At 59.2% G+C, this 23,413-nt stretch carries 26 protein-coding genes and 1 other annotated feature; of the genes, 13 read left to right on the forward strand and 13 right to left on the reverse strand.

Annotated features, from left to right (window positions below; all coding sequences use genetic code 11):
• Window positions 1-33 precede the first annotated feature (33 nt).
• Window positions 34-882, reverse strand: coding sequence for a nucleoside-specific channel-forming protein Tsx (locus tag KFZ77_RS16305; RefSeq protein WP_264384791.1), 849 nt, complete (start codon window positions 880-882; stop codon window positions 34-36).
• Window positions 883-1,151: 269 nt separating this feature from the next.
• Between KFZ77_RS16305 and KFZ77_RS16310 the strand changes: the two genes are divergently transcribed.
• From KFZ77_RS16310 to ruvX, 6 genes are all read left to right on the forward strand, one after another.
• A complete protein-coding gene (locus tag KFZ77_RS16310; protein ID WP_031519662.1) occupies window positions 1,152-1,664 on the forward strand; it encodes a SprT family zinc-dependent metalloprotease in 513 nt (170 codons plus the stop codon).
• Window positions 1,665-1,758: 94 nt separating this feature from the next.
• Window positions 1,759-2,466, forward strand: a complete 708-nt coding sequence (gene endA, locus KFZ77_RS16315; RefSeq protein ID WP_264384792.1) for a deoxyribonuclease I — start codon at window positions 1,759-1,761, stop codon at window positions 2,464-2,466.
• Between the two features lie 86 nt (window positions 2,467-2,552).
• Complete coding sequence (gene rsmE, locus KFZ77_RS16320) at window positions 2,553-3,284, forward strand: 16S rRNA (uracil(1498)-N(3))-methyltransferase (protein WP_031519659.1); 732 nt, start codon at window positions 2,553-2,555, stop codon at window positions 3,282-3,284.
• A gap of 68 nt (window positions 3,285-3,352) precedes the next feature.
• Complete coding sequence (gshB, locus tag KFZ77_RS16325) at window positions 3,353-4,300, forward strand: glutathione synthase (protein ID WP_031519657.1); 948 nt, start codon at window positions 3,353-3,355, stop codon at window positions 4,298-4,300.
• Between the two features lie 143 nt (window positions 4,301-4,443).
• Complete coding sequence (locus tag KFZ77_RS16330) at window positions 4,444-5,007, forward strand: YqgE/AlgH family protein (RefSeq protein WP_031519655.1); 564 nt, start codon at window positions 4,444-4,446, stop codon at window positions 5,005-5,007.
• Entirely contained in the window at window positions 5,007-5,423 is a 417-nt protein-coding gene (gene ruvX / locus KFZ77_RS16335; RefSeq protein ID WP_031519654.1) for a Holliday junction resolvase RuvX, read from the forward strand. Before KFZ77_RS16330 ends, ruvX begins: the two co-directional genes overlap by 1 nt.
• A gap of 130 nt (window positions 5,424-5,553) precedes the next feature.
• Here the strand turns inward: ruvX and KFZ77_RS16340 are convergent, their stop codons facing one another.
• A complete protein-coding gene (locus KFZ77_RS16340; protein ID WP_031519652.1) occupies window positions 5,554-6,243 on the reverse strand; it encodes an IclR family transcriptional regulator domain-containing protein in 690 nt (229 codons plus the stop codon).
• Window positions 6,244-6,296: 53 nt separating this feature from the next.
• On the opposite strand from KFZ77_RS16340, the gene KFZ77_RS16345 reads away from it, so the two are divergent.
• The gene (locus KFZ77_RS16345) at window positions 6,297-8,555 is read left to right on the forward strand and encodes an FAD-dependent oxidoreductase (RefSeq protein WP_264384793.1); all 2,259 of its coding nucleotides are present in this window, start codon (window positions 6,297-6,299) and stop codon (window positions 8,553-8,555) included.
• 18 nt (window positions 8,556-8,573) lie between these two features.
• Here the strand turns inward: KFZ77_RS16345 and KFZ77_RS16350 are convergent, their stop codons facing one another.
• Entirely contained in the window at window positions 8,574-9,575 is a 1,002-nt protein-coding gene (locus tag KFZ77_RS16350; protein ID WP_264384794.1) for a type IV pilus twitching motility protein PilT, read from the reverse strand.
• On the opposite strand from KFZ77_RS16350, the gene KFZ77_RS16355 reads away from it, so the two are divergent.
• The 5 genes from KFZ77_RS16355 to hemW are packed head-to-tail and all read left to right on the forward strand — an operon-like array spanning window position 9,574 to window position 12,879.
• Window positions 9,574-10,293, forward strand: a complete 720-nt coding sequence (locus KFZ77_RS16355; protein ID WP_264384795.1) for a YggS family pyridoxal phosphate-dependent enzyme — start codon at window positions 9,574-9,576, stop codon at window positions 10,291-10,293. The genes KFZ77_RS16350 and KFZ77_RS16355 overlap by 2 nt on opposite strands.
• Window positions 10,294-10,301: 8 nt before the next feature.
• Entirely contained in the window at window positions 10,302-10,856 is a 555-nt protein-coding gene (locus tag KFZ77_RS16360) for a YggT family protein (RefSeq protein ID WP_264384796.1), read from the forward strand.
• 11 nt (window positions 10,857-10,867) lie between these two features.
• Window positions 10,868-11,143 carry a DUF167 family protein YggU gene (yggU, locus tag KFZ77_RS16365; protein ID WP_406678814.1) on the forward strand — a complete coding sequence of 92 codons (276 nt, stop codon included), beginning with the start codon at window positions 10,868-10,870 and terminating at the stop codon, window positions 11,141-11,143.
• A gap of 13 nt (window positions 11,144-11,156) precedes the next feature.
• On the forward strand, window positions 11,157-11,750 hold the full coding sequence (locus KFZ77_RS16370; RefSeq protein WP_264384798.1) for an XTP/dITP diphosphatase: 594 nt from the start codon (window positions 11,157-11,159) through the stop codon (window positions 11,748-11,750).
• Window positions 11,743-12,879, forward strand: a complete 1,137-nt coding sequence (gene hemW, locus KFZ77_RS16375; RefSeq protein WP_264384799.1) for a radical SAM family heme chaperone HemW — start codon at window positions 11,743-11,745, stop codon at window positions 12,877-12,879. The genes KFZ77_RS16370 and hemW overlap by 8 nt, the downstream gene beginning before the upstream one ends.
• 93 nt (window positions 12,880-12,972) lie before the next feature.
• Here hemW and KFZ77_RS16380 read toward each other — a convergent pair whose 3' ends face one another.
• From KFZ77_RS16380 to KFZ77_RS16395, 4 genes are all read right to left on the reverse strand, one after another.
• A complete protein-coding gene (locus tag KFZ77_RS16380; protein ID WP_264384800.1) occupies window positions 12,973-14,280 on the reverse strand; it encodes an MFS transporter in 1,308 nt (435 codons plus the stop codon).
• Window positions 14,281-14,405: 125 nt separating this feature from the next.
• A complete protein-coding gene (mog, locus tag KFZ77_RS16385) occupies window positions 14,406-14,993 on the reverse strand; it encodes a molybdopterin adenylyltransferase (protein WP_031519637.1) in 588 nt (195 codons plus the stop codon).
• Window positions 14,994-15,100: 107 nt separating this feature from the next.
• On the reverse strand, window positions 15,101-16,054 hold the full coding sequence (tal, locus tag KFZ77_RS16390) for a transaldolase (protein WP_264384801.1): 954 nt from the start codon (window positions 16,052-16,054) through the stop codon (window positions 15,101-15,103).
• Between the two features lie 59 nt (window positions 16,055-16,113).
• On the reverse strand, window positions 16,114-16,296 hold the full coding sequence (locus KFZ77_RS16395) for a hypothetical protein (protein ID WP_264384802.1): 183 nt from the start codon (window positions 16,294-16,296) through the stop codon (window positions 16,114-16,116).
• Window positions 16,297-16,355: 59 nt separating this feature from the next.
• Here KFZ77_RS16395 and yaaA point away from each other — a divergent pair, with 59 nt between their 5' ends.
• Window positions 16,356-17,129, forward strand: coding sequence for a peroxide stress protein YaaA (yaaA, locus tag KFZ77_RS16400; protein ID WP_031519632.1), 774 nt, complete (start codon window positions 16,356-16,358; stop codon window positions 17,127-17,129).
• Window positions 17,130-17,173: 44 nt separating this feature from the next.
• Here yaaA and KFZ77_RS16405 read toward each other — a convergent pair whose 3' ends face one another.
• The 6 genes from KFZ77_RS16405 to KFZ77_RS16430 form a co-directional block, all read right to left on the reverse strand.
• Window positions 17,174-17,458, reverse strand: a complete 285-nt coding sequence (locus tag KFZ77_RS16405; protein WP_031519630.1) for a DUF2502 domain-containing protein — start codon at window positions 17,456-17,458, stop codon at window positions 17,174-17,176.
• Between the two features lie 216 nt (window positions 17,459-17,674).
• Window positions 17,675-18,964 carry a threonine synthase gene (thrC, locus tag KFZ77_RS16410; RefSeq protein WP_264384803.1) on the reverse strand — a complete coding sequence of 430 codons (1,290 nt, stop codon included), beginning with the start codon at window positions 18,962-18,964 and terminating at the stop codon, window positions 17,675-17,677.
• 3 nt (window positions 18,965-18,967) lie between these two features.
• Window positions 18,968-19,897, reverse strand: a complete 930-nt coding sequence (gene thrB / locus KFZ77_RS16415; RefSeq protein ID WP_031519626.1) for a homoserine kinase — start codon at window positions 19,895-19,897, stop codon at window positions 18,968-18,970.
• 1 nt (window position 19,898) lies between these two features.
• The gene (gene thrA, locus KFZ77_RS16420) at window positions 19,899-22,361 is read right to left on the reverse strand and encodes a bifunctional aspartate kinase/homoserine dehydrogenase I (RefSeq protein ID WP_264384804.1); all 2,463 of its coding nucleotides are present in this window, start codon (window positions 22,359-22,361) and stop codon (window positions 19,899-19,901) included.
• 25 nt (window positions 22,362-22,386) lie between these two features.
• Window positions 22,387-22,504: a sequence feature (Thr leader region), on the reverse strand.
• A complete protein-coding gene (gene thrL, locus KFZ77_RS16425; RefSeq protein WP_071789318.1) occupies window positions 22,443-22,511 on the reverse strand; it encodes a thr operon leader peptide in 69 nt (22 codons plus the stop codon). (Overlaps the previous feature by 62 nt.)
• Before the next feature lie 203 nt (window positions 22,512-22,714).
• On the reverse strand, window positions 22,715-23,401 hold the full coding sequence (locus KFZ77_RS16430) for a tRNA/rRNA methyltransferase (RefSeq protein WP_264384805.1): 687 nt from the start codon (window positions 23,399-23,401) through the stop codon (window positions 22,715-22,717).
• Window positions 23,402-23,413 lie beyond the last annotated feature (12 nt).

Consider the following 23,413-nt stretch of genomic DNA (forward strand, 5'->3'; position numbering starts at 1 on the left):
ATGCTCAGGCATCCCTTTTTTTATCCGCGCAGCTTAAAACGCATACCCCACCGTAAAGTATCCGGCCCATCCGGTCGCATGAACGCTAAACTCCCCGTCACCGAAATTGAGCGTCGCATTATTTTTCCACTGGCCACCATTATGGAAATAGCGCGCCGTTACGGCCGTTTTCCAGTGCGTCCAGTTGAGGGCCAGAATATGGGACGACGCGATGGAATCATTGGTGCGTGCACTATCCCTGTCACCTAATTCCGAGCCAAAATCAAAATTGGTGAAGCCAATATAGGAAAACTGCGCGCCCCACAGGGTGCCGATGGGAATGCCATATTTAACTTTCACCCGATACCCATCCCACTCATTCTCATTGGCGGCGGCATAGTTTTGCCATTGGTATTTGGCATACACGTTTAGCGCCAGCGTCATCGGCAACCCGGTAGAGATATCGGTGCCTAACCCCATGTACCAGGTGCTTTGCCTGGAGGCCTGGTTATCCCCCATGTCATAAACGTAGTCGTTAGCGATATACCACTCTTTAAACGGGCCGAACGCCAGCGAGGTGCCGGTGAGTTTATCAATCGAAAAACGCGGTTCAATTTCCAGGAACAGCGGCGAGCCGTCATCCCACGCCCCGTGGTCCGGGGTATTGCCAACGCCGAAGAATTTAGGAATATCGACGTAGCCGTAAAAATCAAACCACTCTTTTTTACCAAATGCGGTGTATTCCGGATACAGATCGTTAGTTAATATCGGGCCGAAGCGGGTGTGGTAGCGGCCAATAACGTTCAGGCTCTGGTGCCACCAGTCAGAAAGGTACTCATCCGCTATCGCCGCAGGCGAGCTCCCTGAAATAATTAATGCCAAAAGCCATCCTCTTATTTTCATAAATATCCCTTAACGTTTCCTGTTAATTACAATCACAGATATTTTGCGCCCACCCATTTAATTAAACAGCCCTGATATTTACTGTGACTTTTCACGCAAAATATTAATAGCCACCCCGCCTCATTAATTACATGAACGCCTACAATGTTAATGAATATTATTAGTCCAGGGTTTAAAAAGAACGACCCTGATTAATTACCGGCAGCGCACAAATCGCTACTAATAACGGAGATTGTCAATATGCGCACGAGACGTTATTCTCCCTCGCTATGAAAACGCCTCGTCTTCCCATCGCGCTTCAGCAGGCCGTTATGCGCAGCCTGCGCGAAAAGCTCGCCCTCGCCAATCAGCATCTGGGGCGCAACTATCCTGAACCCAGCGTGGTTTATCAGCAGCGCGGCACCGCTGCGGGCACCGCCTGGCTGGAACCCTATGAGATTCGCCTTAACCCGGTGCTGATGCTGGAAAATCAGCAGGCGTTTGTTGAGGAAGTGGTACCGCATGAGCTGGCGCACCTGCTGGTGTGGAAGCATTTTGGCCGCGTGGCCCCGCATGGCAAAGAGTGGAAGTGGATGATGGAGAGCGTGCTCGGCGTGCCTGCGCAGCGCACTCATCGTTTCGAAGTGGCGTCAGTACGCGCGAATACCTTCCCCTACCACTGCGGCTGCCAGCTGCACCAGCTGACCATCCGTCGCCATAATCGCGTGCTGCGCGGCGAAACCGAATACCGCTGCACCCAGTGCGGCAACCGTCTTACCCCCCATTCCGACGAGGCGTCATAACGCCGACGCCGATCTGGAAATTTTCAGCTGTTATTGATTGCAACAAACGCCATCTGTGGTTACGGTGCGGGCTCGTTTTGACAAGGAGTCTGCCATGTTACGTATCGGCATTTCTGTTCTGGCGCTATCCGCCACCCTCTTCGCTCTCCCGGCCCTCAGTCAGGGGATTAACAGCTTCTCTCAGGCCAAAGCCGCCGGGGTAAAAATCAACGCCGACGCGCCGGGGGATTTTTACTGCGGCTGTAAAATTGACTGGCACGGCAAGAAAGGCGTCGTCGATCTGGCATCCTGCGGCTATAAAGTGCGTAAGAACGCCAACCGCGCCAGCCGCATCGAGTGGGAGCACGTGGTGCCGGCATGGCAGTTTGGTCACCAGCGCCAGTGCTGGCAGGACGGCGGGCGTAAAAACTGCGCCAAAGACCCGGTTTACCGCCAGATTGAGAGCGACATGCACAACCTGCAGCCTGCGGTCGGCGAAGTAAATGGCGATCGCGGCAACTTCATGTACAGCCAGTGGAACGGCGGTGAAGGCCAGTACGGCCAGTGCCCGATGAAAGTGGACTTCAAAGCGAAGCTGGCTGAGCCGCCGGCCCGCGCCCGTGGCGCCATCGCCCGCACCTACTTCTATATGCGCGACCAGTACAAACTGTCGCTCTCGCGCCAGCAGACCCAGCTGTTTACCGCCTGGGATAAGCTCTACCCGGTGAGCGCATGGGAGTGCCTGCGCGATGCGCGTATCGCTCGCGTGCAGGGCAACCATAACCCTTATGTGCTGCGGGCTTGCCAGGCGCAAAAGGGGTAACCTACACTAGCGTCCACTTTGATTAACTGCGCGCCGGGGCCGCGTTGCCTTCCGCCCCGCGCCTTACGACACGGATAACAGACGCCATGCGCATTCCCCGCATCCATCACCCGGAGCCGCTTACCGTCGGCGCTGAGATCGCCCTGAGCGATGACGCCGCTAACCATGTAGGTCGCGTCCTGCGCATGAGCGCCGGGCAGGCACTGCAGCTGTTTGACGGCAGTAATCAGGTTTTCGAGGCGGAGATCGTACGCTCGGATAAGAAAAGCGTGCAGGTGAAGGTGCTGAGCGCCGCGCTGGACGACCGGGAGTCCCCGCTGCATCTGCATCTGGGGCAGGTGATGTCCCGCGGCGAAAAGATGGAGTTCACGATTCAGAAATCGATTGAGCTGGGCGTGGACGTCATCACTCCGCTGTTCTCCGAACGTTGCGGTGTGAAGCTGGACGCCGAGCGCCTGAATAAGAAGATCCAGCAGTGGCAGAAGATTGCCATCGCCGCCTGCGAGCAGAGTGGCCGCAACCGCATTCCGGAAATCCGTCCGGCGATGGATCTGGAAGCCTGGTGCGCCGAGCAGGACGATGCCCTGAAACTGAATCTGCACCCGCGTGCGCAGGCAAGCATCAACACCCTGAGCCAGCCGGTGACGCGGGTACGCCTGCTGATCGGCCCCGAAGGCGGCCTGAGCGCCGATGAAATTGCCATGACCGCAGAGCATGCGTTTACTGATATTCTGTTAGGACCACGCGTTTTGCGCACAGAGACGACCGCGCTCACCGCTATTACCGCGCTACAGGTGCGGTTTGGCGATCTGGGCTGAACCTGAACGTCAGGCGCGGCGCGCTGCAACCGTGACGCCTTACGCTTCAGCTTTACAGGAGAACAACAATGATTAAGCTCGGCATCGTGATGGACCCCATCGCTTCCATCAACATCAAAAAAGACTCAAGCTTCGCCATGCTGCTGGAAGCGCAGCGTCGCGGCTACGAGCTGCACTACATGGAGATGGCGGATCTCTGGCTGAACGATGGTGTGGCACACGCTCGCACACGCACGCTGAGCGTCGAACAGAACTACGATAAGTGGTACGAATTCACCAGCGAGCAGGATGTGGCGCTGGCGGATCTCGATGTCATTCTGATGCGTAAAGATCCGCCGTTCGACACCGAGTTTATCTACGCGACCTACATTCTTGAGCGCGCGGAAGAGCAAGGCACGCTGATCGTCAACAAACCGCAGAGCCTGCGCGACTGCAACGAAAAACTGTTCACCGCCTGGTTTGCCGACCTCACGCCGCACACCCTGGTGACTCGCAATAAAGCGCAGCTGAAAGCGTTCTGGCAGCAGCACGGCGACATCATCATGAAACCGCTGGACGGCATGGGCGGCGCGTCGATTTTCCGCGTCAAAGAGGGCGACCCGAACATCGGCGTGATTGCCGAGACCCTGACCGAGCTGGGAACCCGCTACTGCATGGCGCAGAACTATCTGCCGGCCATTGTTGATGGCGATAAGCGCGTGCTGGTGGTGGATGGTGAGCCGGTGCCGTACTGCCTGGCACGTATCCCACAGGGCGGCGAAACCCGCGGTAACCTGGCGGCAGGGGGACGTGGCGAAGCCCGTCCGCTGACCGACAGCGACTGGGAGATCGCCCGTCGCGTTGGTCCGACGCTGAAAGCCAAAGGCCTGATTTTTGTTGGCCTCGACATCATCGGCGATCGCCTGACCGAGATTAACGTCACCAGCCCGACCTGCATCCGTGAAATCGAAGCCGCGTTCCCGGTTTCCATCACCGGCATGCTGATGGACGCCATCGAAGCGCGTCTGGCGAAGTAACCCTTTCAGACGCGGCTTACAGGGCCAGAATGCCAGCCATGCTGGCCCTTCCGCGTCGTCTTAGCGCTGGCTAGTGACATACCGCTGATTTCCCCGCATACTAAACTGTCGTTTTTTCAACCGGGACTACTGAACCTGTGACAATGAATTTACAGCATCACTTTCTTATTGCCATGCCTGGCCTCCAGGACCCGCTATTCAAACGTTCCGTGGTTTACATTTGCGAATACAACGACGACGGTGCGATGGGCATCATCATCAACAAGCCTCTGGAAAACCTGAAGGTCGAAGGGGTGCTGGATAAGCTGAAGATCAAACCTGAAGGGCGCGATCCGGCGATCCGTCTCGACAAACCGGTGTTTGTCGGCGGTCCGCTGGCGGAAGATCGCGGCTTTATCCTCCACACGCCGCCGGATAATTTCTCCTCCAGTATCCGTATCTCTGACAACACCATCATCACCACCTCACGCGATGTGCTGGAAACCCTGGGTACGCCGACGCAGCCTTCGGAAGTGATTGTTGCGCTTGGCTATTCGTCGTGGGAGAAAGGACAGCTTGAGGAAGAGATTCTGGAAAACGCCTGGCTGACCGCCCCGGCAGATCTCAACATCCTGTTTAAGGTGCCAATTGCCGACCGCTGGCGCGAAGCAGCAAAACTGATTGGGATTGATATTCAGACGATGCCCGTCGATGCAGGTCACGCCTGATGAGCGGTACTCTGCTGAGCTTCGATTTTGGTACCAAAAGTATTGGCGTGGCGATTGGCCAGCGTATCACCGGCACCGCCCGCCCGCTGACGGCGCTGAAAGCCAACAACGGTAACCCCGACTGGACGCAGATTGAAAGGCTGCTTAAAGAGTGGCAGCCGGACGAAGTGATCGTCGGCCTGCCGTTGAACATGGATGGCACCGAACAGCCGCTTACCGCCCGCGCCCGCACCTTTGCCAATCGCGTGCATGGCCGTTTTGGCGTGGCCGTTACGCTGCACGACGAGCGCCTCAGTACTGTGGAAGCGCGCGCCGGCCTGTTCGAAAACGGCGGTTTTCGCGCCCTGAACAAAGGCAGCGTTGATTCCGCTTCGGCGGTGGTTATCCTCGAAAGCTATTTCGCGCAGCACGCCTGATCCTCAACCGGGCCGTTGCGCCCGGTCAATTCCCGATAAACGCCCGCGCTGGGATCACAAATTCAGCGCGGGCGTTTTGCTTTTGCCATAACGTTTCTATAAAAGAAACATTATGACTACCCGCGATGCGTTATGTTTCACCCAGCCGGGCGCTGAGCGCCAGCAGTTCGCTAAGCCGATCGTTGAGAGTGTGCTCCGGGATGTTCCACATACCGGCTAACGCCAGGGCTGCTTTATGAGCCCCCAATGTCGTCGCCATGGAGACTTCGCCATCGTCGTGTCGCCAGATGACGTGCCCGGTGGCGCGCTGCTGTTCAAGGTGCGGCTGCAGGTGCTGCCACTGCTCCGGGCTAAATCGCGCCTGCAGAGCGTCATCCGGCTCGGCGGCCAGCAGCGACATGCCGATCACCGACTGCCACGCCGGCAGCATGTGGAATCCGGCCAGCGCCTGGCTGACCTGGGAGCCGGGTTCAGAGTGATAGATGTAGATGACCTGGTCCTCCCACAGCACGCCCATCGCCACGACGACATCTTTTGGCGCGTGGCGCTCAAGCAGCGGCAGCGCCTGGGAAAACAGCGCCGAACCGCGAATGGCCTGAGCGGCAAGCGCATGAATACCCGGCCCCGGCAGATAGCGGCGCTGTTCGTCCTGGGTAGTGAGACCGATAGAAGCCATGCTCATCAGCAGGCGGTTAACGCGGGTGGTATTGATGCCCATCAGGCGGGCAAGTTCGCGGCAGCCGATGGCCCTGCCGCTGGAAACCAGGTACTGCAGGCAACGGATACCATCAATCAGACTTTGGTTTGGTTGTGATGACATAGCGGGCTTCGCGTAACGGGTACATGTTTAACCAGTCCAGAGGATACCAGTTTATGAAAATCTTTCAGCAAACCGATGCCCGCCATTTTCCGCGCCAGCGTCTGAAGGCCGATCTGCTGGTTGCCGGTGGCGGACTTTCCGGGCTGTGCGCGGCTCTCGCCGCCGCGCGCGATGGCCTGGAGGTGGTGCTGGTACAGGACAGGCCGGTGCTCGGCGGCAACGCCTCCAGCGAAGTGCGGCTCTGGGCCAACGGGGCCACCTCTCACATGGGTAACAATAACCGCTGGGCACGCGAAGGCGGCATTATGGGCGAGATCCTCGAAGAGAACCTGTGGCGCAACAAGGAGGGCAACCCGGTGATGTTCGACCTGGTGCTGCTCGACCTGGCACGCAGCCAGCCCGGCCTGACGCTGCTGCTCAACACCGCCCTGTTTGAGGTCGTTACCGCAGGCGAACGCATTACCGGCGCCTGCGGCTTCAACCCCATCAATGAGACCTTTTACGATATTGAGGCTCTCCAGTTTTGCGATGCTACCGGCGACGGCGTGCTCGGCTATCTGGCGGGTGCTGAATACCGGGAAGGTGCAGAAGAACAGGCGGAGCTGGGCGAGAAGATGGCACCCGGCGACAGCTTCGGCTATAAGCTTGGACACTCCATCTACTTTTACACGAAACAGACCTCCGGCCCGGTCAACTTTGTCCCGCCCTCTTTCGCATTGCAGGACATCACCGCTATCCCGCGCTATAAGCGGCTAACCTCGACCCTCAACGGCTGTGACCTGTGGTGGCTGGAGTGGGGAGGACGCCTCGACACCGTGCATGAAAGCGAAACCATCAAGTGGGAGCTGTGGAAAATCGTCTGGGGCGTCTGGAACTACATTAAAAATTCCGGTGACTTCCCCGAAGCCGACAACATGACGATCGAGTGGGTGGGCGCTATTCCCGGCAAGCGCGAAAGCCGCCGCTTTATGGGCGACCATCTGCTGTGCCAGCAGGACATCATCGAGCAACGCGACCACTATGATGCCGTCGGCTACGGCGGCTGGTCCATCGACCTGCACCCGGCAGACGGGGTCTACAGCACCCACGATGGCTGCCGTCAGTTTCACAGCAAAGGTACCTACACTATCCCGTTTCGCAGCCTGTACAGCCGCTCGCTGAGCAATCTTTTCCTCACTGGCCGCCTCATCTCCGCCAGCCACGTCGCCTTCGGCAGCGCCAGAGTGATGTGCACCTGCGGGCTGCTGGGGGAAGTGGTGGGCCGCGCCGCCGCGCTGTGCCATCAGCAGCAGATCTCCCCGCGCCAGCTGGCTGAGCCAGCACGCATTGGCGACCTGCAACAGCACCTGCAGGCGACCGGGTGTTTCATACCCCGCCAGCGCTTAAACAATCCGGCGGGCCAGGCACGTGTCACCACCAGCAGTGAATACGCGCTTTCGCACCTGGAGGCTAACGGTAGCTGGCTGGCTCTGAGCGAGCGCATGGCGCTGCTGCTACCGGTTAAAGCCGGAGAGCGCCTGCCCGTCATCGGCCTGACGCTGCGAAGCCGCATCCTCCAGACGCTCACCGTCAGCCTGCTTGCCAGCGAGCGACCGGGAAACTTCACCCCGGAACATACTCTGGCCAGCCAGACGCTGCAGGTCAGCGGGGAACAGCGACTGCCGGTTGATTTCAACATGGTGAGCGAGCGCGACCAGTACCTGTTTCTCGCCTTCGGGGCGCAGCCAGACGTCGAGATTGCCCTTACCGATACTGCGCTTCCCGGCCTGATGACGGTGTTTAACAGCCTCAATGCCCGCGTGGCGAAACATACCCGCCAGATAGCCGACGGTGACTACGGCGTGGATGAGTTTGACTTCTGGCTGCCGCGCCGCCGCCCGCATCAGGTTATGCCCGCCCTGACCTTTGACCCGCCGCTGCGCTGCTACGCTGCAGAGCATCTGCTCAATGGGCATCTGCGGCCCGAGCAGCATACCAACGCCTGGGTACCGGCCGACGATGACCGCGCGCCCACCGTCACCTGGCGCTGGGATGATCCGCCCGTCGTCCAGACGCTGACGCTGATCTTTGACAACGACTTCGACAACGCGATGGAAACCGTGCAGATGGGGCATGACAGCGCGGTTACTCCCCACTGCGTGAACCGCTATCGCCTGTGGCTCAATGGCGCACTGATTGTCGAGGTCAATGATAACCACCACTCGGTGCGCGAGCATCGCCTGGTGCACCCCGAACCCGCGCATGAGATCAAACTGGAGATCCTCGCCAGCGCCGGCGCGTTACCGGCGCTCTACTCGCTCAACCTGCGCTAGCTGAACAAGACACGGTAGTCAGGCCATTTTACCTTGATGGCGGCGCTGCGCCAGGCTGCCTTCGAAGGTTAGCATCCCCGCCTGCTGCCCGGTCTGTAGTACCCCGGGCAGCTGATGGGTTTTTCCTTCGCGGATCAGGCTGGCGACAGCGGTGGTATTGATCAGCAGTTCATACAGCGCCACGCGCCCTCCCCCTGTCGCGGGCACCAGCTTCTGCGCCAGCACCGCATTCAGGCTACCGGCAAGCTGCGTGCGCACCAGGCTCTTCTCCTCTGCCGGAAAGACATCCACCAGCCGTTCCACCGCCTGGGCCGCTCCCCGGGTATGCAACGTTGCCAGCACCAGGTGCCCCGTTTCTGCAGCGGTAAGCGCCAGCCGGATGGTGGCGGTATCGCGCAGCTCGCCAAGCAGGATAATATCGGGATCTTCACGCAGCGCAGCGCGCAGCCCCTCGGCGTAGCTCTGGCAATGGACGCCAATCTCCCGCTGCTGGATCAGGCAGCGTACCGAGGTATGAACAAACTCCACCGGATCTTCCAGCGTCAGGATATGCCCCGGCAAACGCTGATTAAGCCAGTCCACCATCGCGGCGAGGGTGGTGGATTTACCACTGCCGGTGGCACCGGTAACCAGGATGATGCCGTGCTGCGCCGTCAGCCGTTCGGCCAGCGCGGGCGGCACATCCAGTGTATCGAGGATTGGACAGCGTTCAGGCAGCAGACGCAGCGCCAGCGACAACCCGGCCTGCTGCTGAAATGCGTTGGCGCGCAGCCGGGTGCCGCTCGCAAGGGTGACAGCAAAATCGAGCTGGCCTGCAGCGGTAAAGGCTGCCTGCTGTTCGGGGCTAAGCCAGCCCGCCAGCAGCGTCTGAGGATCGGGAGCGGTGCCGGGCAGCGGCTCAAGCACACCGCTGCGTCGCCAGCGTGCGGGCCAGGCGCTGCACAGGTGTAGATCCGAGACGTTATGCTTTACACTAAGGGCCACAATTTCTTCCATTTCCGCAGACCATCCTTGAACCATGAGTGAGATAACGCATAACCTGGCACAGGTCAGGGAGAAAATCGCGGCTGCTGCTGAGCGTTGCGGCCGGGCTTCAGAAGAAGTTACGCTGCTTGCAGTGAGCAAAACCAAGCCTGCGAGCGCCGTCGCAGAAGCGATCGAGGCCGGGCAGCGCGCATTTGGGGAAAACTATGTTCAGGAGGGGGTGGAAAAAATCCGTCACTTCCAGGATGCCGGTCAAACCGGGTTACAGTGGCACTTTATCGGTCCGCTGCAGTCCAACAAAAGTCGTCTGGTGGCAGAGCATTTTGACTGGTGCCACACCGTTGATCGCTTGCGTATTGCCACCCGCCTCAGCGAGCAGCGCCCGGCACATCTGCCGCCGCTCAACGTACTGATTCAGGTCAATATCAGCGATGAACAGAGCAAATCCGGCATCACCCTGAGCGAACTGGATACGCTGGCAGCGGAAATAGCCGTGCTGCCGGGTGTACGCCTGCGCGGTCTGATGGCGATCCCGGCGCCGGAAACGGCATACGACAGGCAGTTTGCCGTCGCCCATCAAATGGCGGTAGCATTCCGTGCGCTAAAACAACAGTATCCGTCCGTGGATACCCTTTCTTTAGGCATGACCGATGACATGGACGCCGCGATTGCCGCAGGCAGCACCATGGTACGCATCGGAACCGCCATTTTTGGCGCGCGCGATTACGCTGCTCGCCCTAACGTTAACTCCTGAGGAATGCCATGCTGACGTTGACTTTCCTGGTCAAAACCATAATTGAGCTGTACGTGATGGTGCTGCTGTTACGTATCTGGATGCAGTGGTCGCGCTGCGATTTTTACAACCCGTTCGCCCAGTTTGTGGTGAAGGTGACCCAGCCGGTGGTTGGTCCGCTGCGTCGCGTATTACCGTCGCTCGGGCCGATCGATACCGCTTCGCTGCTGCTGGCGTTTATCCTCTGCACCATCAAATATCCGCTGCTGCTGCTGATTCAGGCAGGCGTAGTGTCACTCGATCCGCTTAACCTGCTGGTGGGTTTGCTGTCGCTGGTGAAAGCGGCGGGCACCATGGTGTTCTGGGTAATCATCATCCGCTCCATCATGAGCTGGGTCAGCCAGGGCCGCAGCCCGATTGAGTTTGTGCTGATGCAGATGACCGAGCCGATGATGGCACAGATTCGCCGCTTCCTGCCGGCAATGGGCGGCATCGATTTCTCCGCGATGGTGGTGATCCTTATTCTCTATATGCTGAACTATCTGGGCATGGACCTGTTCCCGGGGCTGTGGTACCAGCTTTGAATGCAGTAGACATGTTGCCTGACGGGCTGGTGCTGCGGCTGTACATTCAGCCGAAGGCCAGCCGCGACAGCATTGTTGGTTTACATGGCGACGAACTGAAGGTCGCCATTACCGCCCCGCCGGTGGATGGTCAGGCCAACGCCCATCTGGTGAAGTTTCTGGCGAAGCAGTTTCGCGTGGCGAAAAGCCATGTCGTGATTGAAAAAGGCGAACTGGGCCGCCATAAACAGGTCAAAATTATTCATCCTCAACAGATCCCGACTGACGTCGCGGCACTGACTTCCTGATCAAGGATTTACTATGCAAAACGTTGTCCTCGCTACCGGTAACGCCGGTAAAGTGCGTGAACTCGCCTCTCTGCTGGCAGATTTTGGCCTGGATGTGGTCGCGCAAACCGAACTGGGCGTGGAGTCCGCTGATGAAACCGGGCTGACGTTCATTGAGAACGCCATCCTGAAAGCGCGTCACGCGGCGCAGATCACTGGTCTGCCCGCTATCGCCGATGATTCCGGCCTCGCCGTCGATGCCCTGGGTGGCGCGCCGGGGATCTACTCCGCGCGCTACGCCGGAGAAGACGCCTCCGATCGCCAGAACCTGGAAAAACTGCTGACGGCGCTGGACGCGGTGCCGGACGGCAAGCGCCAGGCACAGTTCCACTGCGTGCTGGTTTATCTGCGTCATGCGGACGATCCAACGCCGCTGGTCTGCCACGGCAGCTGGGCGGGTGAAATTACCCGCGCCCCGGCGGGCGACGGCGGCTTTGGCTACGATCCTATTTTTTACGTTCCGTCTGCCGGTAAAACCGCGGCGGAACTGAGTCGTGAAGAAAAGAGTGCCGTTTCCCATCGTGGGCAGGCGCTGAAACTGTTACTGGAAGCAATGCGTAATGGCTAATTTGCCACCCCTGAGTCTCTATATTCATATTCCCTGGTGCGTACAGAAGTGCCCCTACTGCGATTTCAACTCTCATGCGCTGAAGGGCGAAGTGCCGCACGACGACTACGTGCAGCACCTGCTGGCGGATCTGGATGCCGATGTGCACTACGCACAGGGACGTGAGGTAAAGACCATTTTCATCGGGGGCGGTACGCCGAGCCTGTTGTCGGGCGAGGCGATGCAAACCCTGCTGGACGGTGTACGGGCGCGGCTGCCGCTGGCGCACGACGCGGAGATCACCATGGAGGCCAACCCTGGCACCGTCGAGGCGGATCGCTTCGTTGAGTATCAGCGCGCCGGGGTGAACCGTATCTCCATTGGAGTGCAGAGTTTTGACAACGCAAAGCTCACGCGGCTGGGGCGTATTCACGGTGCGGACGAAGCGAGACGCGCCGCGCAGCTGGCTCAGGGGCTTGGCCTGCGCAGTTTCAACCTCGATCTGATGCACGGTCTGCCGGATCAGACGCTGGAAGAGGCACTCAGCGATCTGCGTCAGGCTATTGCCCTCAACCCTCCGCACCTCTCCTGGTATCAGCTCACCATCGAGCCAAATACCCTGTTCGGCTCACGCCCGCCGGTCTTGCCGGACGACGACGCGCTGTGGTCCATCTTTGAACAGGGTGACCAGCTGCTGCGCGCGGCAGGCTACCAGCAGTATGAAACCTCCGCCTATGCGAAGCCCGGCTATCAGTGTCAGCACAACCTGAACTACTGGCGTTTCGGCGATTATCTCGGCATTGGCTGCGGGGCGCACGGCAAGGTGACGCTGGCGGACGGGCGCATTGTGCGGACCGCGAAAACCCGCCACCCGCGCGGCTTTATGCAGGGGAAATATCTGGATAAACAGCACGACGTCGCCACGCAGGATAAGCCGTTCGAGTTCTTTATGAACCGTTTTCGCCTGCTGGAAGCCGCGCCGCGTGAGGAGTTTACTCGCTATACCGGGCTCGACGAGGCGGTGATCCGTCCGCAAATTGATGCGGCGCTGGCGAAGGGCTATCTCACCGAAACCGCGCAGCACTGGCAGATCACCGAGCACGGCAAGCTGTTCCTCAATTCCCTGCTGGAACTGTTTTTGAGCGAGTGAGGGTTACGGCGGGTGCGCGAGCTTACCCGCCGTGAACAGAGTCACCGTCCAGGGTGGGTAAGCGCAGCGCACCCACCACTACGACGCCAGAAATTACCGCGTTCCCACCGCCTGCAGCGCCACGTCATCTTCATGATGCAAATCCTGACGCAGCAGAATGCCGAGCGCCAGTCCCACCAGCGAAAGCGCCAGTACGTACCAGCCGGGAGCCAGCGGAGACACGGCCATCAGCCCCGTGACCAGGATCGGCGTGATGCCGCCGAAAATCGCGTAGGAAAGATTGTACGAGAACGAAATCCCGGTGAAGCGCACCCCGGCCGGGAACGCCCGCACCATGACAAACGGCACCGCGCCCACCACACCCACGCTCAGCCCCGCCAGACCGTACAGCAGGAACAGCTGCTCCGGGTGCGTCCCGGCGTAGTGATAAAACATCCAGCTGCATACCGCCAGCAGCAGGCTGCCGACGATCAGGGTTTTGCTGGCGCCAAAACGGTCTGCGGCCAGCCCGGCAAGCAGGCAGCCGATGCACAGCATAACGATGGCGATACTGTTGCCCTGCAGCGTTAACGCGGGCGCAAAGCCGTGCTGCTTTTGCAGCCACACCGGCGACATCAAAATCACCACCACAATTCCCGCCGACAGCAGCCAGGTCAGCAGCATCGATACGGCAACCGCTTTTTTATGGTTCATCACCACCGTTTTGATCGGCAGCTCGTCCGCCAGCGCTTTGCGCTGCTGCATCTCAATAAAGACGGGGGTTTCGCGCAGCCAGCGGCGCAGGTACATCGCCATCAGGCCAAACACCCCACCCAGCAGGAACGGAATGCGCCAGCCGCCATCGTGCAGAGTTTGCGGCGTCATGCTGGTGTTAATCACCGTTGCCACCACCGAACCAAGCAGGATCCCTACCGTCAGGCCCGCGGTAAGCGTACCGCAGGCGATGCCGATGCGGCGGGCAGGCACGTGTTCGGCAACAAACACCCAGGCGCCCGGCACTTCACCGCCAATCGCCGCGCCCTGCAACAGGCGCATCGCCAGCAGCAGCAGCGGAGCCAGAATGCCCAGCGTCGCGTAGGTTGGCAGCAAACCAATCGCGAGGGTAGGCAGCGCCATCAGCAGGATGCTCAGGGTGAACATCTTCTTGCGCCCTACTTTGTCGCCAAAATGCGCCATGATGATGCCGCCCAGCGGGCGTGCCAGATAGCCGGCAGCGAAAATACCGAAGGTTTGCAGCTGACGCAGCCACTCGGGGATGTCCGGCGGGAAGAAGAGCTCGCCCACCACCGCTGCAAAGAACACAAAGATGATGAAATCGTAGAACTCCAGCGCGCCACCCAGGGCGGCCAGCGTCAGCGTTTTGTAATCCTGACGATTGAGTTGGCGGGTTACGTTCGGCATAAATGACTCGAGTAAAGAGGAGTATTGAATTTAGTTTTCGATACAGGTGTAAACAGATAATTACTATATCGTCAAAAAAACAATACTCCACCACCACATCAGGTTATGCCATACAAAACGTATTTTTAGTCATTACTCTGGCGAATTGCACTTTTCGGGCGAAAAGCTGCTACCACGTCGGCCGCCGTTTCGATATACGGCCCGTCAAGCAGCTGTACACAATAGGGTACACTGGCAAAAATGCCTGCCACCACGACCTTGCCCTGCTCGTCCTTCACCCCTTCCAGGGTTTCCTGAATGGATTTCGGCTGGCCCGGCAGATTGAGGATTAGCGCCTGCTTGCGGATCGCACCCACCTGGCGAGACAGGATCGCGGTCGGCACGAAGTGCAGGCTGATCTGACGCATCTGCTCGCCGAAGCCCGGCATTTCGCGGTCGGCGATGGCGAGGGTAGCATCGGGCGTTACGTCGCGGCGTGCGGGGCCGGTGCCGCCGGTGGTCAGCACCAGATGGCAGCCGGTTTCATCCACCAGCTCACATAACGTTTGTTCGATCATCGGCTGTTCATCGGGGATAAGACGGGTTTCCAGCGTGAAGGGCGTGGTCAACGCGCGCTGCAGCCAGGCTTCAAGCGCCGGGATGCCTTTATCCTGGTAAACGCCGCTGGAGGCGCGATCGGAGATGGAAACTAAGCCAATGCGTAAAGTATTCATATCGATTCCGGTCAATCAGTACAGTTTGCCGAATGATACACGCAGGCGGGGCTGGCAGACAGGGTGAAACGCGGGAAGATGTGGCCGGCGAACCGGCCACAGTGGCATTACAGCAGGGCTTCGACCATTTTTTCCAGTTTTTCCTGGTCAACAGCAAACTTGCGGATACCGTCCGCCAGTTTGTCTACCGCCATCGGATCCTGGTTATGTTCCCAGAAGAACTGGGATTCGGTCATACGCTCAGGACGCGCTTTCACCTCGCCGGCGAAGGAGAGTTTACGCTCTACCGCGCCTTCGCTTTCCGCCAGCTCTTTCAGCAGCGCCGGAGCGATGGTCAGGCGGTCGCAGCCGGCCAGCTCAAGGATTTCGCCGACGTTACGGAAGCTTGCGCCCATCACCACGGTCTCGTAGCCGTGCTGCTTGTAGTATTCGTAGATTTCGGTCACGGATACCACACCCGGATCTTCCTGCGGGGCGTACTCTTTCTTGTCGGTGTTGGACTTGTACCAGTCGAGGATACGGCCCACAAACGGGGAAATCAGGTACACGCCCGCTTCAGCACAGGCGCGCGCCTGGGCGAAGGAGAACAGCAGCGTCAGGTTGCAGTTGATGCCCTCTTTTTCCAGCTGCTCAGCGGCACGGATGCCCTGCCAGGTGGAAGCCAGCTTGATCAGGATACGATCGTTGCTGATGCCGGCATCGTTGTAGAGCTTAATCAGGTGCTTCGCTTTGGCGATGCTGCCTTCGGTATCGTAAGAGAGACGCGCGTCCACTTCGGTGGAGATACGGCCCGGGATCAGCTTGAGGATTTCCAGACCAATGTTGACCGCCAGTTTGTCGGTCGCATCTACCACCTGCTGAGTGCGATCGCTGCTCTGGCTTTTCGCCCAGGTCACGGCATCGTCAATCAGCTTACGGTACTCAGGAATTTGTGCGGCATTAAGGATGAGAGAAGGGTTGGTGGTGGCATCCTGCGGCTGGTACAGCTTCATTGCCGCGATGTCTCCGGTGTCAGCCACGACTGTGGTGAACTGACGCAGGGAGGTCAATTTATCCGTCATGATAATGAGTCTCTTAGAACTGCTTGTTAGGGAGATGTAATCGGTCTGCCCCGATGATATCACGCCGCATCGCCAGCGCAACCGCGGAGGGCACGCCAGAAAAAATGCTCTAAGCGATGAGAATTCATAGGCTTTATCCGCGCCAGCGCCTTGTTGCCGGGGGATTTACGCATCTTCGCCAGCGTATTGCGCAACCGAATCAGGACGATTCCGGCAAAAAAATCACGATTAATCGCAGCCATCGGCCAGGCCGTGACTGTTTTTTGGTAAAGTCAGGCAACTTATTTTTCGGGATACGACGATGCTGATTCTGATTTCACCTGCCAAAACGCTGGATTACCAGAGCGAACTTGCTACCACGCGCTACACCCAGCCCGAGCTGCTTGATTACTCTCAGCAGCTGATTGCCGAGGCGCGCAAGCTCTCTGCCCCGCAGATCGCCTCGCTGATGAGCATCAGCGATAAACTCGCCGATCTCAACGCCACCCGTTTCCACGACTGGCAACCGGACTTCACCCCAGAGAACGCGCGCCAGGCGATTCTGGCGTTCAAAGGTGATGTGTATACCGGTCTGGAAACCGAGACCTTCAGCGAAGAGGATTTCGATTTCGCCCAGCAGCATCTGCGTATGCTTTCCGGGCTGTATGGCGTGCTGCGCCCGCTCGATCTGATGCAGCCTTACCGCCTGGAGATGGGCATTCGTTTTGCCAACGCCAAAGGCAAGGATCTCTACAGCTTCTGGGGCGAAATCATCACTGACAAACTCAACCAGGCGCTGGCCGCTCAGGGCGACAACGTCGTCGTTAATCTGGCGTCCGATGAGTACTTCAAAGCCGTGAAACCGAAGGCGCTGAATGCGGAGATTATCAAGCCGGTATTCCTTGATGAGAAAAACGGCAAGTTCAAGGTCATCAGCTTCTACGCCAAAAAAGCACGCGGCCTGATGAGCCGCTACATCATTCAGAACCGCCTGACCAGCCCGGAGCAGCTGACCGGCTTTGATCTTGACGGCTATCAGTTTGACGAGGCGGCGTCGAAAGGCGCGGAGCTGGTGTTTACGCGCAGCGAGCGTTAATTACGCACCACAGCGAAAAGGCGGACCGGGTCCGCCTTTTTTTGTTAGTGCCGGTGCCAGCCGCGATCGTGACGATGGTCGCGGTCGTGATGGCGTTCCGGGCCACGCCCTTCGCGGTGGCCGTGCGGCTGCCAGCGGTGGTCGCGCCACTGATAGTGCGATTGCCACCAGTCATGGTCGCGCCAGCGGCCGCCGTCCCAGCGGTGCCCCCGGTTATCGCTGTCACCAATCTGTAACTTCACCGACGGTAACAGCGTGATGTCTGCCGCCTGTGCCATCACGGGCGTCATGAGCATGACGGATAAAGCCAGTATCACAGGTTTCAGCATAATGTTTACTCCTCGCTACACTCCCCACTGCGGGGCTGATGAAGCAAGCCTACGCGTTACCCGGCTGCCGGGTTATCCGGTGGCGTCCTAATTGCTAAGTGCCCGCATTTATTGGGAAAACCTCCTTTTTTCCTGCCACTTTCCTGCTTATTTTCTTCACATTTGGGCATAAAAAAAGGAGAAGCCATGCTTCCCCTTTGTGGTTGCAAATGTGCCTTAGTCGCGTGGCTTCATCATCAGCTGACGCAGCGCGGCGTAATCGGCTGGCAGGAACTGCGACAGCAGCGGCAGCTCGGCACGTTCGGCCAGCGCCTCTGGCAGATCCAGCGTCTGGCCGAGGATCTCCTCCACGCTCTCTTTAAACTTCGCCGGATGGGCAGTGCCGAGGAACAGGCCGTACTCGCCAGGATGAAGCTGGTCGCGCAGCGCGCGGTAAGCGATGGCGGCGTGTGGCTCGGAGACATACCCGGCGTCGTTCAGTTCGCGCATAGTGGAGGCGGTGGTTTCATCATCCACCGCAGCATAACCCAGCTCGTTGAGGCGCCAGATTTTACGGCGGAAAATCTCTTCCACCCGTGGCCAGTTGTTCGGCTGGCTGACGTCCATCGCATTAGAGAGCGTGGCGCGGGTGCTGTCTGGTTCCCACTTGCCGTTTTCCAGATAGCGCGGCACGGTGTCGTTGGCATTGGTGGCAGCGATAAAGCGTTTTACCGGCAGGCCAAGCGACTTCGCCAGCAGACCGGCGGTGAGATCGCCGAAGTTGCCGCTTGGCACAGAAATCACCAGCTGATTACGCGCTTCCTGCGGCAGCTGGGCCACCGCTTCAAAGTAGTAGCAGATCTGCGCCAGCAGGCGGCTGATGTTGATGGAGTTAGCGGAGTTGAGGCCGAGCTGGGTTTTCAGCTCTTCGTCATCAAACGCCTGTTTGACCAGCGCCTGGCAGGCATCGAAGTCGCCGTCGATGGCGACGGTTTCGATGTTGTCGCCGAGGGTGCAGAACAGTTTTTCCTGCAGCGGGCTGATTTTGCCGCGCGGGTAGAGGATCACCACGCGTACGTTTTTCAGGCCGTAGAAGGCGTGCGCGACGGCGGCCCCGGTGTCACCGGAGGTGGCGGTGAGGATGGTGACCGGTTTGTCGCCGCTGATGTGGGTCAGCATCTGCGCCATAAAGCGGCCGCCAAAGTCTTTAAACGCCAGCGTCGGGCCGTGGAACAGCTCCAGGCAGCCGATGTCGCTCTGCACTTCCTTCACCGGGGCCGGGAAGGTAAAGGCGTTGCGGATGCGGGTTTCGAGGATCTCCGCCGGAATTTCATCGCCGATAAACGCCGACAGGATCTTGCTGCTGCGGGATACGAAGTCCATCTCCAGCATGTCGTCCACTTCGGTCAGGCTGAACTCGGGCAGGTCATGCGGGAAAAAGAGGCCCTGCTGTGAGCCAAGACCCTGCGTTACCGCCTGTGCGAAGCTGACCTGTTCGTTATGATCTTTAAGGTTGTAGAGTTTCATTCGTTATCCCAGTACTCGTGCGCCAGCCGTGTCCAGGCGGCAGATGTGGACGAATCCGTCCTGATTTTGAAGATAGTGCTGACCGAGCCAGTCCGCCATCCGCTGCGCCGTTTCCGGGTTATCGCAGACGGCAAACAGAGTCGGACCGGAGCCGGAGATGCCGCACGCCAGCGCGCCTATATCTGCGGCAGCGCTGCGCGCTTCGCTGAAGCCCGGCAGCAGTTTGGTGCGGTACGGCTCCGCGATAACATCCCGCATCAGCTTCGCAGCCAGCGCCGGTTGTCCGGTGTGGCAGGCATGGATAAAGCCCGCCAGATGACGCCCGTGGCTGATGCAGTCCTGACGGCGGTACTGCGCCGGTAGGATGGCGCGCGCTTCGGCGGTGGAAACCTTAATGCCGGGGTATGCCAGCACCCACAGCCACTCATCAAAGCCTGGCACCTCCTGGCTGATGATGCCGTTTTCTTCGATCATCAGCTGGATGCCGCCTAAGAAACAGGGGGCGACGTTATCATAGTGGATGCTGCCGGAAATGCGCCCTTCCAGCTCGCCCATCAGGGAGAGGAGCCGGGTATCGCTCAGCGGCTTGCCGCAGTGCTCGTTCATCGCCATTAACCCGGCAACCACCGAGCAGGCACTGGACCCCAGCCCGGAGCCGATCGGCATGTTTTTTTCCAGCGTCATGGCGACCGGGATCTCCCTGCCAATTTCCTGGCAGAAGCGCTCCCAGCACTGGTAGACGATGTTTTCCCGCGGCGCGTCCGGCAGCTTGCTGGCGAAACGCCCGAGGTTTTGCAGACTGAAGCGTTCGGCAGCCTCAACGGTGACGTAATCACCCAGCAGCGAGCCGTCTATCGGCGTCACCGCCGCACCCAGCACATCAAAGCCGACGCTCATATTTGCGCTGGAAGCCGGGGCATATACTTTAACCATCTTAAACTCCTAACTTCCATGAGAGGGTGCGCAGCAGGTCGGCGAAGACCCCGGCAGCGGTTACGTCGTTGCCAGCGCCGTAGCCGCGCAGCACCAGCGGCAGCGGCTGGTAGTAGCGGCTGTAAAACGCCAGCGCGTTTTCGCCGTTCTTCACTTTATACAGCGGATCGTTACCGTCCACGGCAGCGATTTTCACGCGGCAGACGCCGTCCTCTTCGATATTGCCGACGTAGCGCAGCACTTTCCCTTCATCACGCGCCTGAGCGACGCGGGCGGCGAACTCGTCATCAAGCTGCGGGAGACGCGCCATAAAGGCGCTGACGTCGCCGGTGCTGTCGAAGCTGGCCGGCAGGACCGGCTCCACCACGATATCCGCCAGCTCAAGGCTGCGGCCGGTTTCACGCGCCAGGATAAGCAGCTTACGCGCCACGTCCATGCCGCTCAGGTCGTCGCGCGGGTCCGGCTCGGTGTATCCCATCTCGCGTGCCAGAGTGGTAGCCTCCGACAGGCTCATGCCTTCATCCAGCTTGCCGAAGATGAACGACAGCGATCCGGAAAGAATACCGGAGAAGCGCTGTAGCTCATCGCCGGCATTGAGCAGGTTTTGCAGGTTTTCAATCACCGGCAGACCGGCACCGACGTTAGTGTCATACAGGAACTTGCGGCGCGATTTTTCCGCCGCGCGGCGCAGCTCGTGGTAGTAGTTCATCGACGAGGTGTTGGCCTTCTTGTTCGGCGTCACCACGTGGAACCCCTCTTTCAGGAAGTCGGCGTACTGATCGGCCACCGCCTGGTTGGAGGTGCAGTCTACGATCACCGGGTTGAGCAGGTGGTACTCTTTAACCAGGCGGATCAGGCGGCCAAGATTGAACGGCTCTTTCGCTTCCGCCAGTTCCGCCTGCCAGTTTTCCAGATCCAGCCCGTGCACGTTGGTCAGCAGCGCGCGCGAGTTCGCGAGGCCGCAGACGCGTAAATCGATATGCTTCTGTTTCAGCCAGCTCTGCTGACGCTTAAGCTGCTCGATCAGCGCCCCGCCGACGCCGCCGACGCCGACCACAAACACTTCAATCACCTGATCGGTGTTAAACAACATCTGATGGGTGACGCGCACGCCGGTTACCGCGTCGTCATTGCTGACCACCACCGAGATAGAGCGCTCGGAAGAGCCCTGGGCAATCGCCACGATGTTGATATTGGCGCGCGCCAGCGCAGCAAAGAACTTCGCCGAGATGCCGCGCAGGGTGCGCATACCGTCGCCCACCACTGAGATGATCGCCAGCCGGTTCATCACCGCCAGCGGCTCCAGCAGCCCCTCTTTCAGCTCCAGGTAGAACTCATCTTCCATCACCCGGGTGGCGCGTTCGCTGTCGCTCTGCGGGACGCAGAAGCTGATGCTGTATTCCGAGGAGGACTGAGTGATCAGCACCACCGAGATCCCGGCGCGGGACATGGTAGCGAAGACGCGAGCCGCCATGCCGACCATTCCTTTCATGCCCGGCCCGGAGACGCTGAACATCGCCATGTTATTGAGATTACTGATGCCCTTCACCGGCAGGCCGTCATCCTCACTGGTCGCGCCAATCAGCGTTCCCGGCGCCTGCGGATTGGCAGTGTTTTTAATCAGGCAAGGGATCTGGAACTGGGCGATGGGGGTGATGGTGCGGGGATGCAGGACTTTAGCACCGAAATAGGACAGCTCCATCGCTTCCTGATAGGACATGGACTTCAACAGCCTGGCGTCCGGCACCTGGCGCGGGTCGCAGGTATAGACGCCGTCAACGTCGGTCCAGATTTCGCAGCAGTCGGAGCGCAAACAGGCCGCCAGCACCGCCGCCGAGTAGTCGGACCCGTTGCGGCCCAGCACCACTAACTCGCCGTTTTCGTTACCGGCGGTGAAACCGGCCATCAGCACCATATGATCCGCTGGAATACGGCTGGCAGCGATGCGGCGCGTGGACTCAGCGATATCCACAGTGGATTCGAGGTAGTGACCTACCGCCAGCAGTTTTTCTACCGGGTCGATAACGGTGACCTTGTTGCCGCGCGCCTGCAACAGCGCAGCCATGATAGCGATGGAAAGCTTCTCACCGCGGCAGATCAGCGCCGCGTTGATGCTGTCCGGGCACTGACCGAGCAGGCTGATGCCATGCAGCACGTGTTTGATCTGGGCGAACTCCTGCGCGACGACCGCTTTCAGCCCGGCAAGGTCGAAGCCCGGCTGGGCCTGCGCCAGCCCGTCCAGCAGCTGGGCGAAAATCTGCTCGGCGTCGCTGATGTTGGGAATAGCGTCCTGGCCGGCGATGGTTTTCTCGATCATCGCCACCAGGTGGTTGGTAATTTTTGCGGGTGCAGAAAGAACGGTCGCTACCTGCCCTTGCCTGGCATTGCTTTCCAGAATGTCGGCAACGCGCTGGAACCGCTCCGCGTTTGCCACTGATGTACCGCCGAATTTCAACACTCTCATTGTGGTTGCCCTTTGATTTTTAGTCGAAAAAAAAGCCCGCACTGTTCAGGTGCGGGCTTTTTTCAGTATTTCCTGTACGCGTCAGCCCGCACCGTTACCTGTGGTAATGGTGATGGTTGTAATAGTGGTGGTCAGGCTGATGCGAATCATGGATGTTGTGTGCTCTGAATCTTTTTGTGTGTGTCTCTATTGGTTAAAGTATCCGCCGGGTGAAGTCAACGCATTTCTGTTTTTGGCTGTTTATTAACCACAACCGCGGTTCGCTGTACGGCAGAGGCTTTCCAACCATAACCACTGCTTATGGTCGTAGCATAGCGATATTCTGCACGGTCATGAGTCCATTAAGCAGCAGGTTATTCTGACAATTTTTTTTCGATATCGTGCAGCAGTCGATGCAGCATCGCGGTGTCGCGCTGCTCCAGCAGTCCCAGACGCTGGCTCAGCCAGTCCGCCATTTTCACGTCATCGCTCACCTCCAGCCTTTCCAGTAACGAGGTGACGCGCAGACGCAGCGCCTGCAGCTGGTTCGCTTCCCCGGACGGAACGCTGACGGTTGCAAGCTGCATCAGTGAAGAGAGCTGATAGCAGTAAACCATCACCGCCTGGCCAAGGTTAAGCGAGGGGTAATCCGCCACCATAGGCACGCCGGTGAGAACATCCGCCAGCGCCAGCTCGTCATTGGTCAGGCCAGAATCTTCACGCCCGAATACCAGCGCGCAGCGCGTCAGCCACTGGCGCTTCTCTTCCAGCAGCGGCAGTAACTGTTGTGGGGTGGCGTAGTAGTGAAACTTCGCTCTGCTGCGCGCGGTGGTCGCGATGGTAAAGTCGACGTCAGCCAGCGCATCGGCCAGAGTGTCGAAGGTTTCCACGTTATCCAGAATATCCCCTGCGCCATGCGCTACGCGCCGGGCAGCTTCATCGCGCCACGCGTCGCTGGCGACAATACGCAGCCGGGTAAAGCCCATGGTTTTCATCGCTCTGGCTGCAGCGCCAATGTTTTCAGCGCGGGCAGGCGCTACCAGTACAACAGGAAACTCCATATTTTTCTCTTC

This window comes from Siccibacter colletis, from assembly GCF_025914095.1.
GTDB lineage: Bacteria > Pseudomonadota > Gammaproteobacteria > Enterobacterales > Enterobacteriaceae > Siccibacter > Siccibacter colletis.

Coding starts and splice junctions, on each gene's coding strand:
- thrC (WP_264384803.1), bottom strand. CDS start 18,964: ATGAAACTCTACAACCTTAAAGATCATAACGAACAGGTCAGCTTCGCA.
- KFZ77_RS16370 (WP_264384798.1), top strand. CDS start 11,157: ATGCAAAACGTTGTCCTCGCTACCGGTAACGCCGGTAAAGTGCGTGAA.
- KFZ77_RS16395 (WP_264384802.1), bottom strand. CDS start 16,296: ATGGCTGCGATTAATCGTGATTTTTTTGCCGGAATCGTCCTGATTCGG.
- KFZ77_RS16345 (WP_264384793.1), top strand. CDS start 6,297: ATGAAAATCTTTCAGCAAACCGATGCCCGCCATTTTCCGCGCCAGCGT.
- KFZ77_RS16360 (WP_264384796.1), top strand. CDS start 10,302: ATGCTGACGTTGACTTTCCTGGTCAAAACCATAATTGAGCTGTACGTG.
- KFZ77_RS16355 (WP_264384795.1), top strand. CDS start 9,574: ATGAGTGAGATAACGCATAACCTGGCACAGGTCAGGGAGAAAATCGCG.
- KFZ77_RS16380 (WP_264384800.1), bottom strand. CDS start 14,280: ATGCCGAACGTAACCCGCCAACTCAATCGTCAGGATTACAAAACGCTG.
- KFZ77_RS16405 (WP_031519630.1), bottom strand. CDS start 17,458: ATGCTGAAACCTGTGATACTGGCTTTATCCGTCATGCTCATGACGCCC.
- hemW (WP_264384799.1), top strand. CDS start 11,743: ATGGCTAATTTGCCACCCCTGAGTCTCTATATTCATATTCCCTGGTGC.
- KFZ77_RS16330 (WP_031519655.1), top strand. CDS start 4,444: ATGAATTTACAGCATCACTTTCTTATTGCCATGCCTGGCCTCCAGGAC.
- rsmE (WP_031519659.1), top strand. CDS start 2,553: ATGCGCATTCCCCGCATCCATCACCCGGAGCCGCTTACCGTCGGCGCT.
- KFZ77_RS16350 (WP_264384794.1), bottom strand. CDS start 9,575: ATGGTTCAAGGATGGTCTGCGGAAATGGAAGAAATTGTGGCCCTTAGT.
- endA (WP_264384792.1), top strand. CDS start 1,759: ATGTTACGTATCGGCATTTCTGTTCTGGCGCTATCCGCCACCCTCTTC.
- thrB (WP_031519626.1), bottom strand. CDS start 19,897: ATGGTTAAAGTATATGCCCCGGCTTCCAGCGCAAATATGAGCGTCGGC.
- yggU (WP_406678814.1), top strand. CDS start 10,868: ATGTTGCCTGACGGGCTGGTGCTGCGGCTGTACATTCAGCCGAAGGCC.
- thrA (WP_264384804.1), bottom strand. CDS start 22,361: ATGAGAGTGTTGAAATTCGGCGGTACATCAGTGGCAAACGCGGAGCGG.
- KFZ77_RS16310 (WP_031519662.1), top strand. CDS start 1,152: ATGAAAACGCCTCGTCTTCCCATCGCGCTTCAGCAGGCCGTTATGCGC.
- gshB (WP_031519657.1), top strand. CDS start 3,353: ATGATTAAGCTCGGCATCGTGATGGACCCCATCGCTTCCATCAACATC.
- KFZ77_RS16430 (WP_264384805.1), bottom strand. CDS start 23,401: ATGGAGTTTCCTGTTGTACTGGTAGCGCCTGCCCGCGCTGAAAACATT.
- mog (WP_031519637.1), bottom strand. CDS start 14,993: ATGAATACTTTACGCATTGGCTTAGTTTCCATCTCCGATCGCGCCTCC.
- ruvX (WP_031519654.1), top strand. CDS start 5,007: ATGAGCGGTACTCTGCTGAGCTTCGATTTTGGTACCAAAAGTATTGGC.
- yaaA (WP_031519632.1), top strand. CDS start 16,356: ATGCTGATTCTGATTTCACCTGCCAAAACGCTGGATTACCAGAGCGAA.
- KFZ77_RS16305 (WP_264384791.1), bottom strand. CDS start 882: ATGAAAATAAGAGGATGGCTTTTGGCATTAATTATTTCAGGGAGCTCG.
- tal (WP_264384801.1), bottom strand. CDS start 16,054: ATGACGGATAAATTGACCTCCCTGCGTCAGTTCACCACAGTCGTGGCT.
- KFZ77_RS16340 (WP_031519652.1), bottom strand. CDS start 6,243: ATGTCATCACAACCAAACCAAAGTCTGATTGATGGTATCCGTTGCCTG.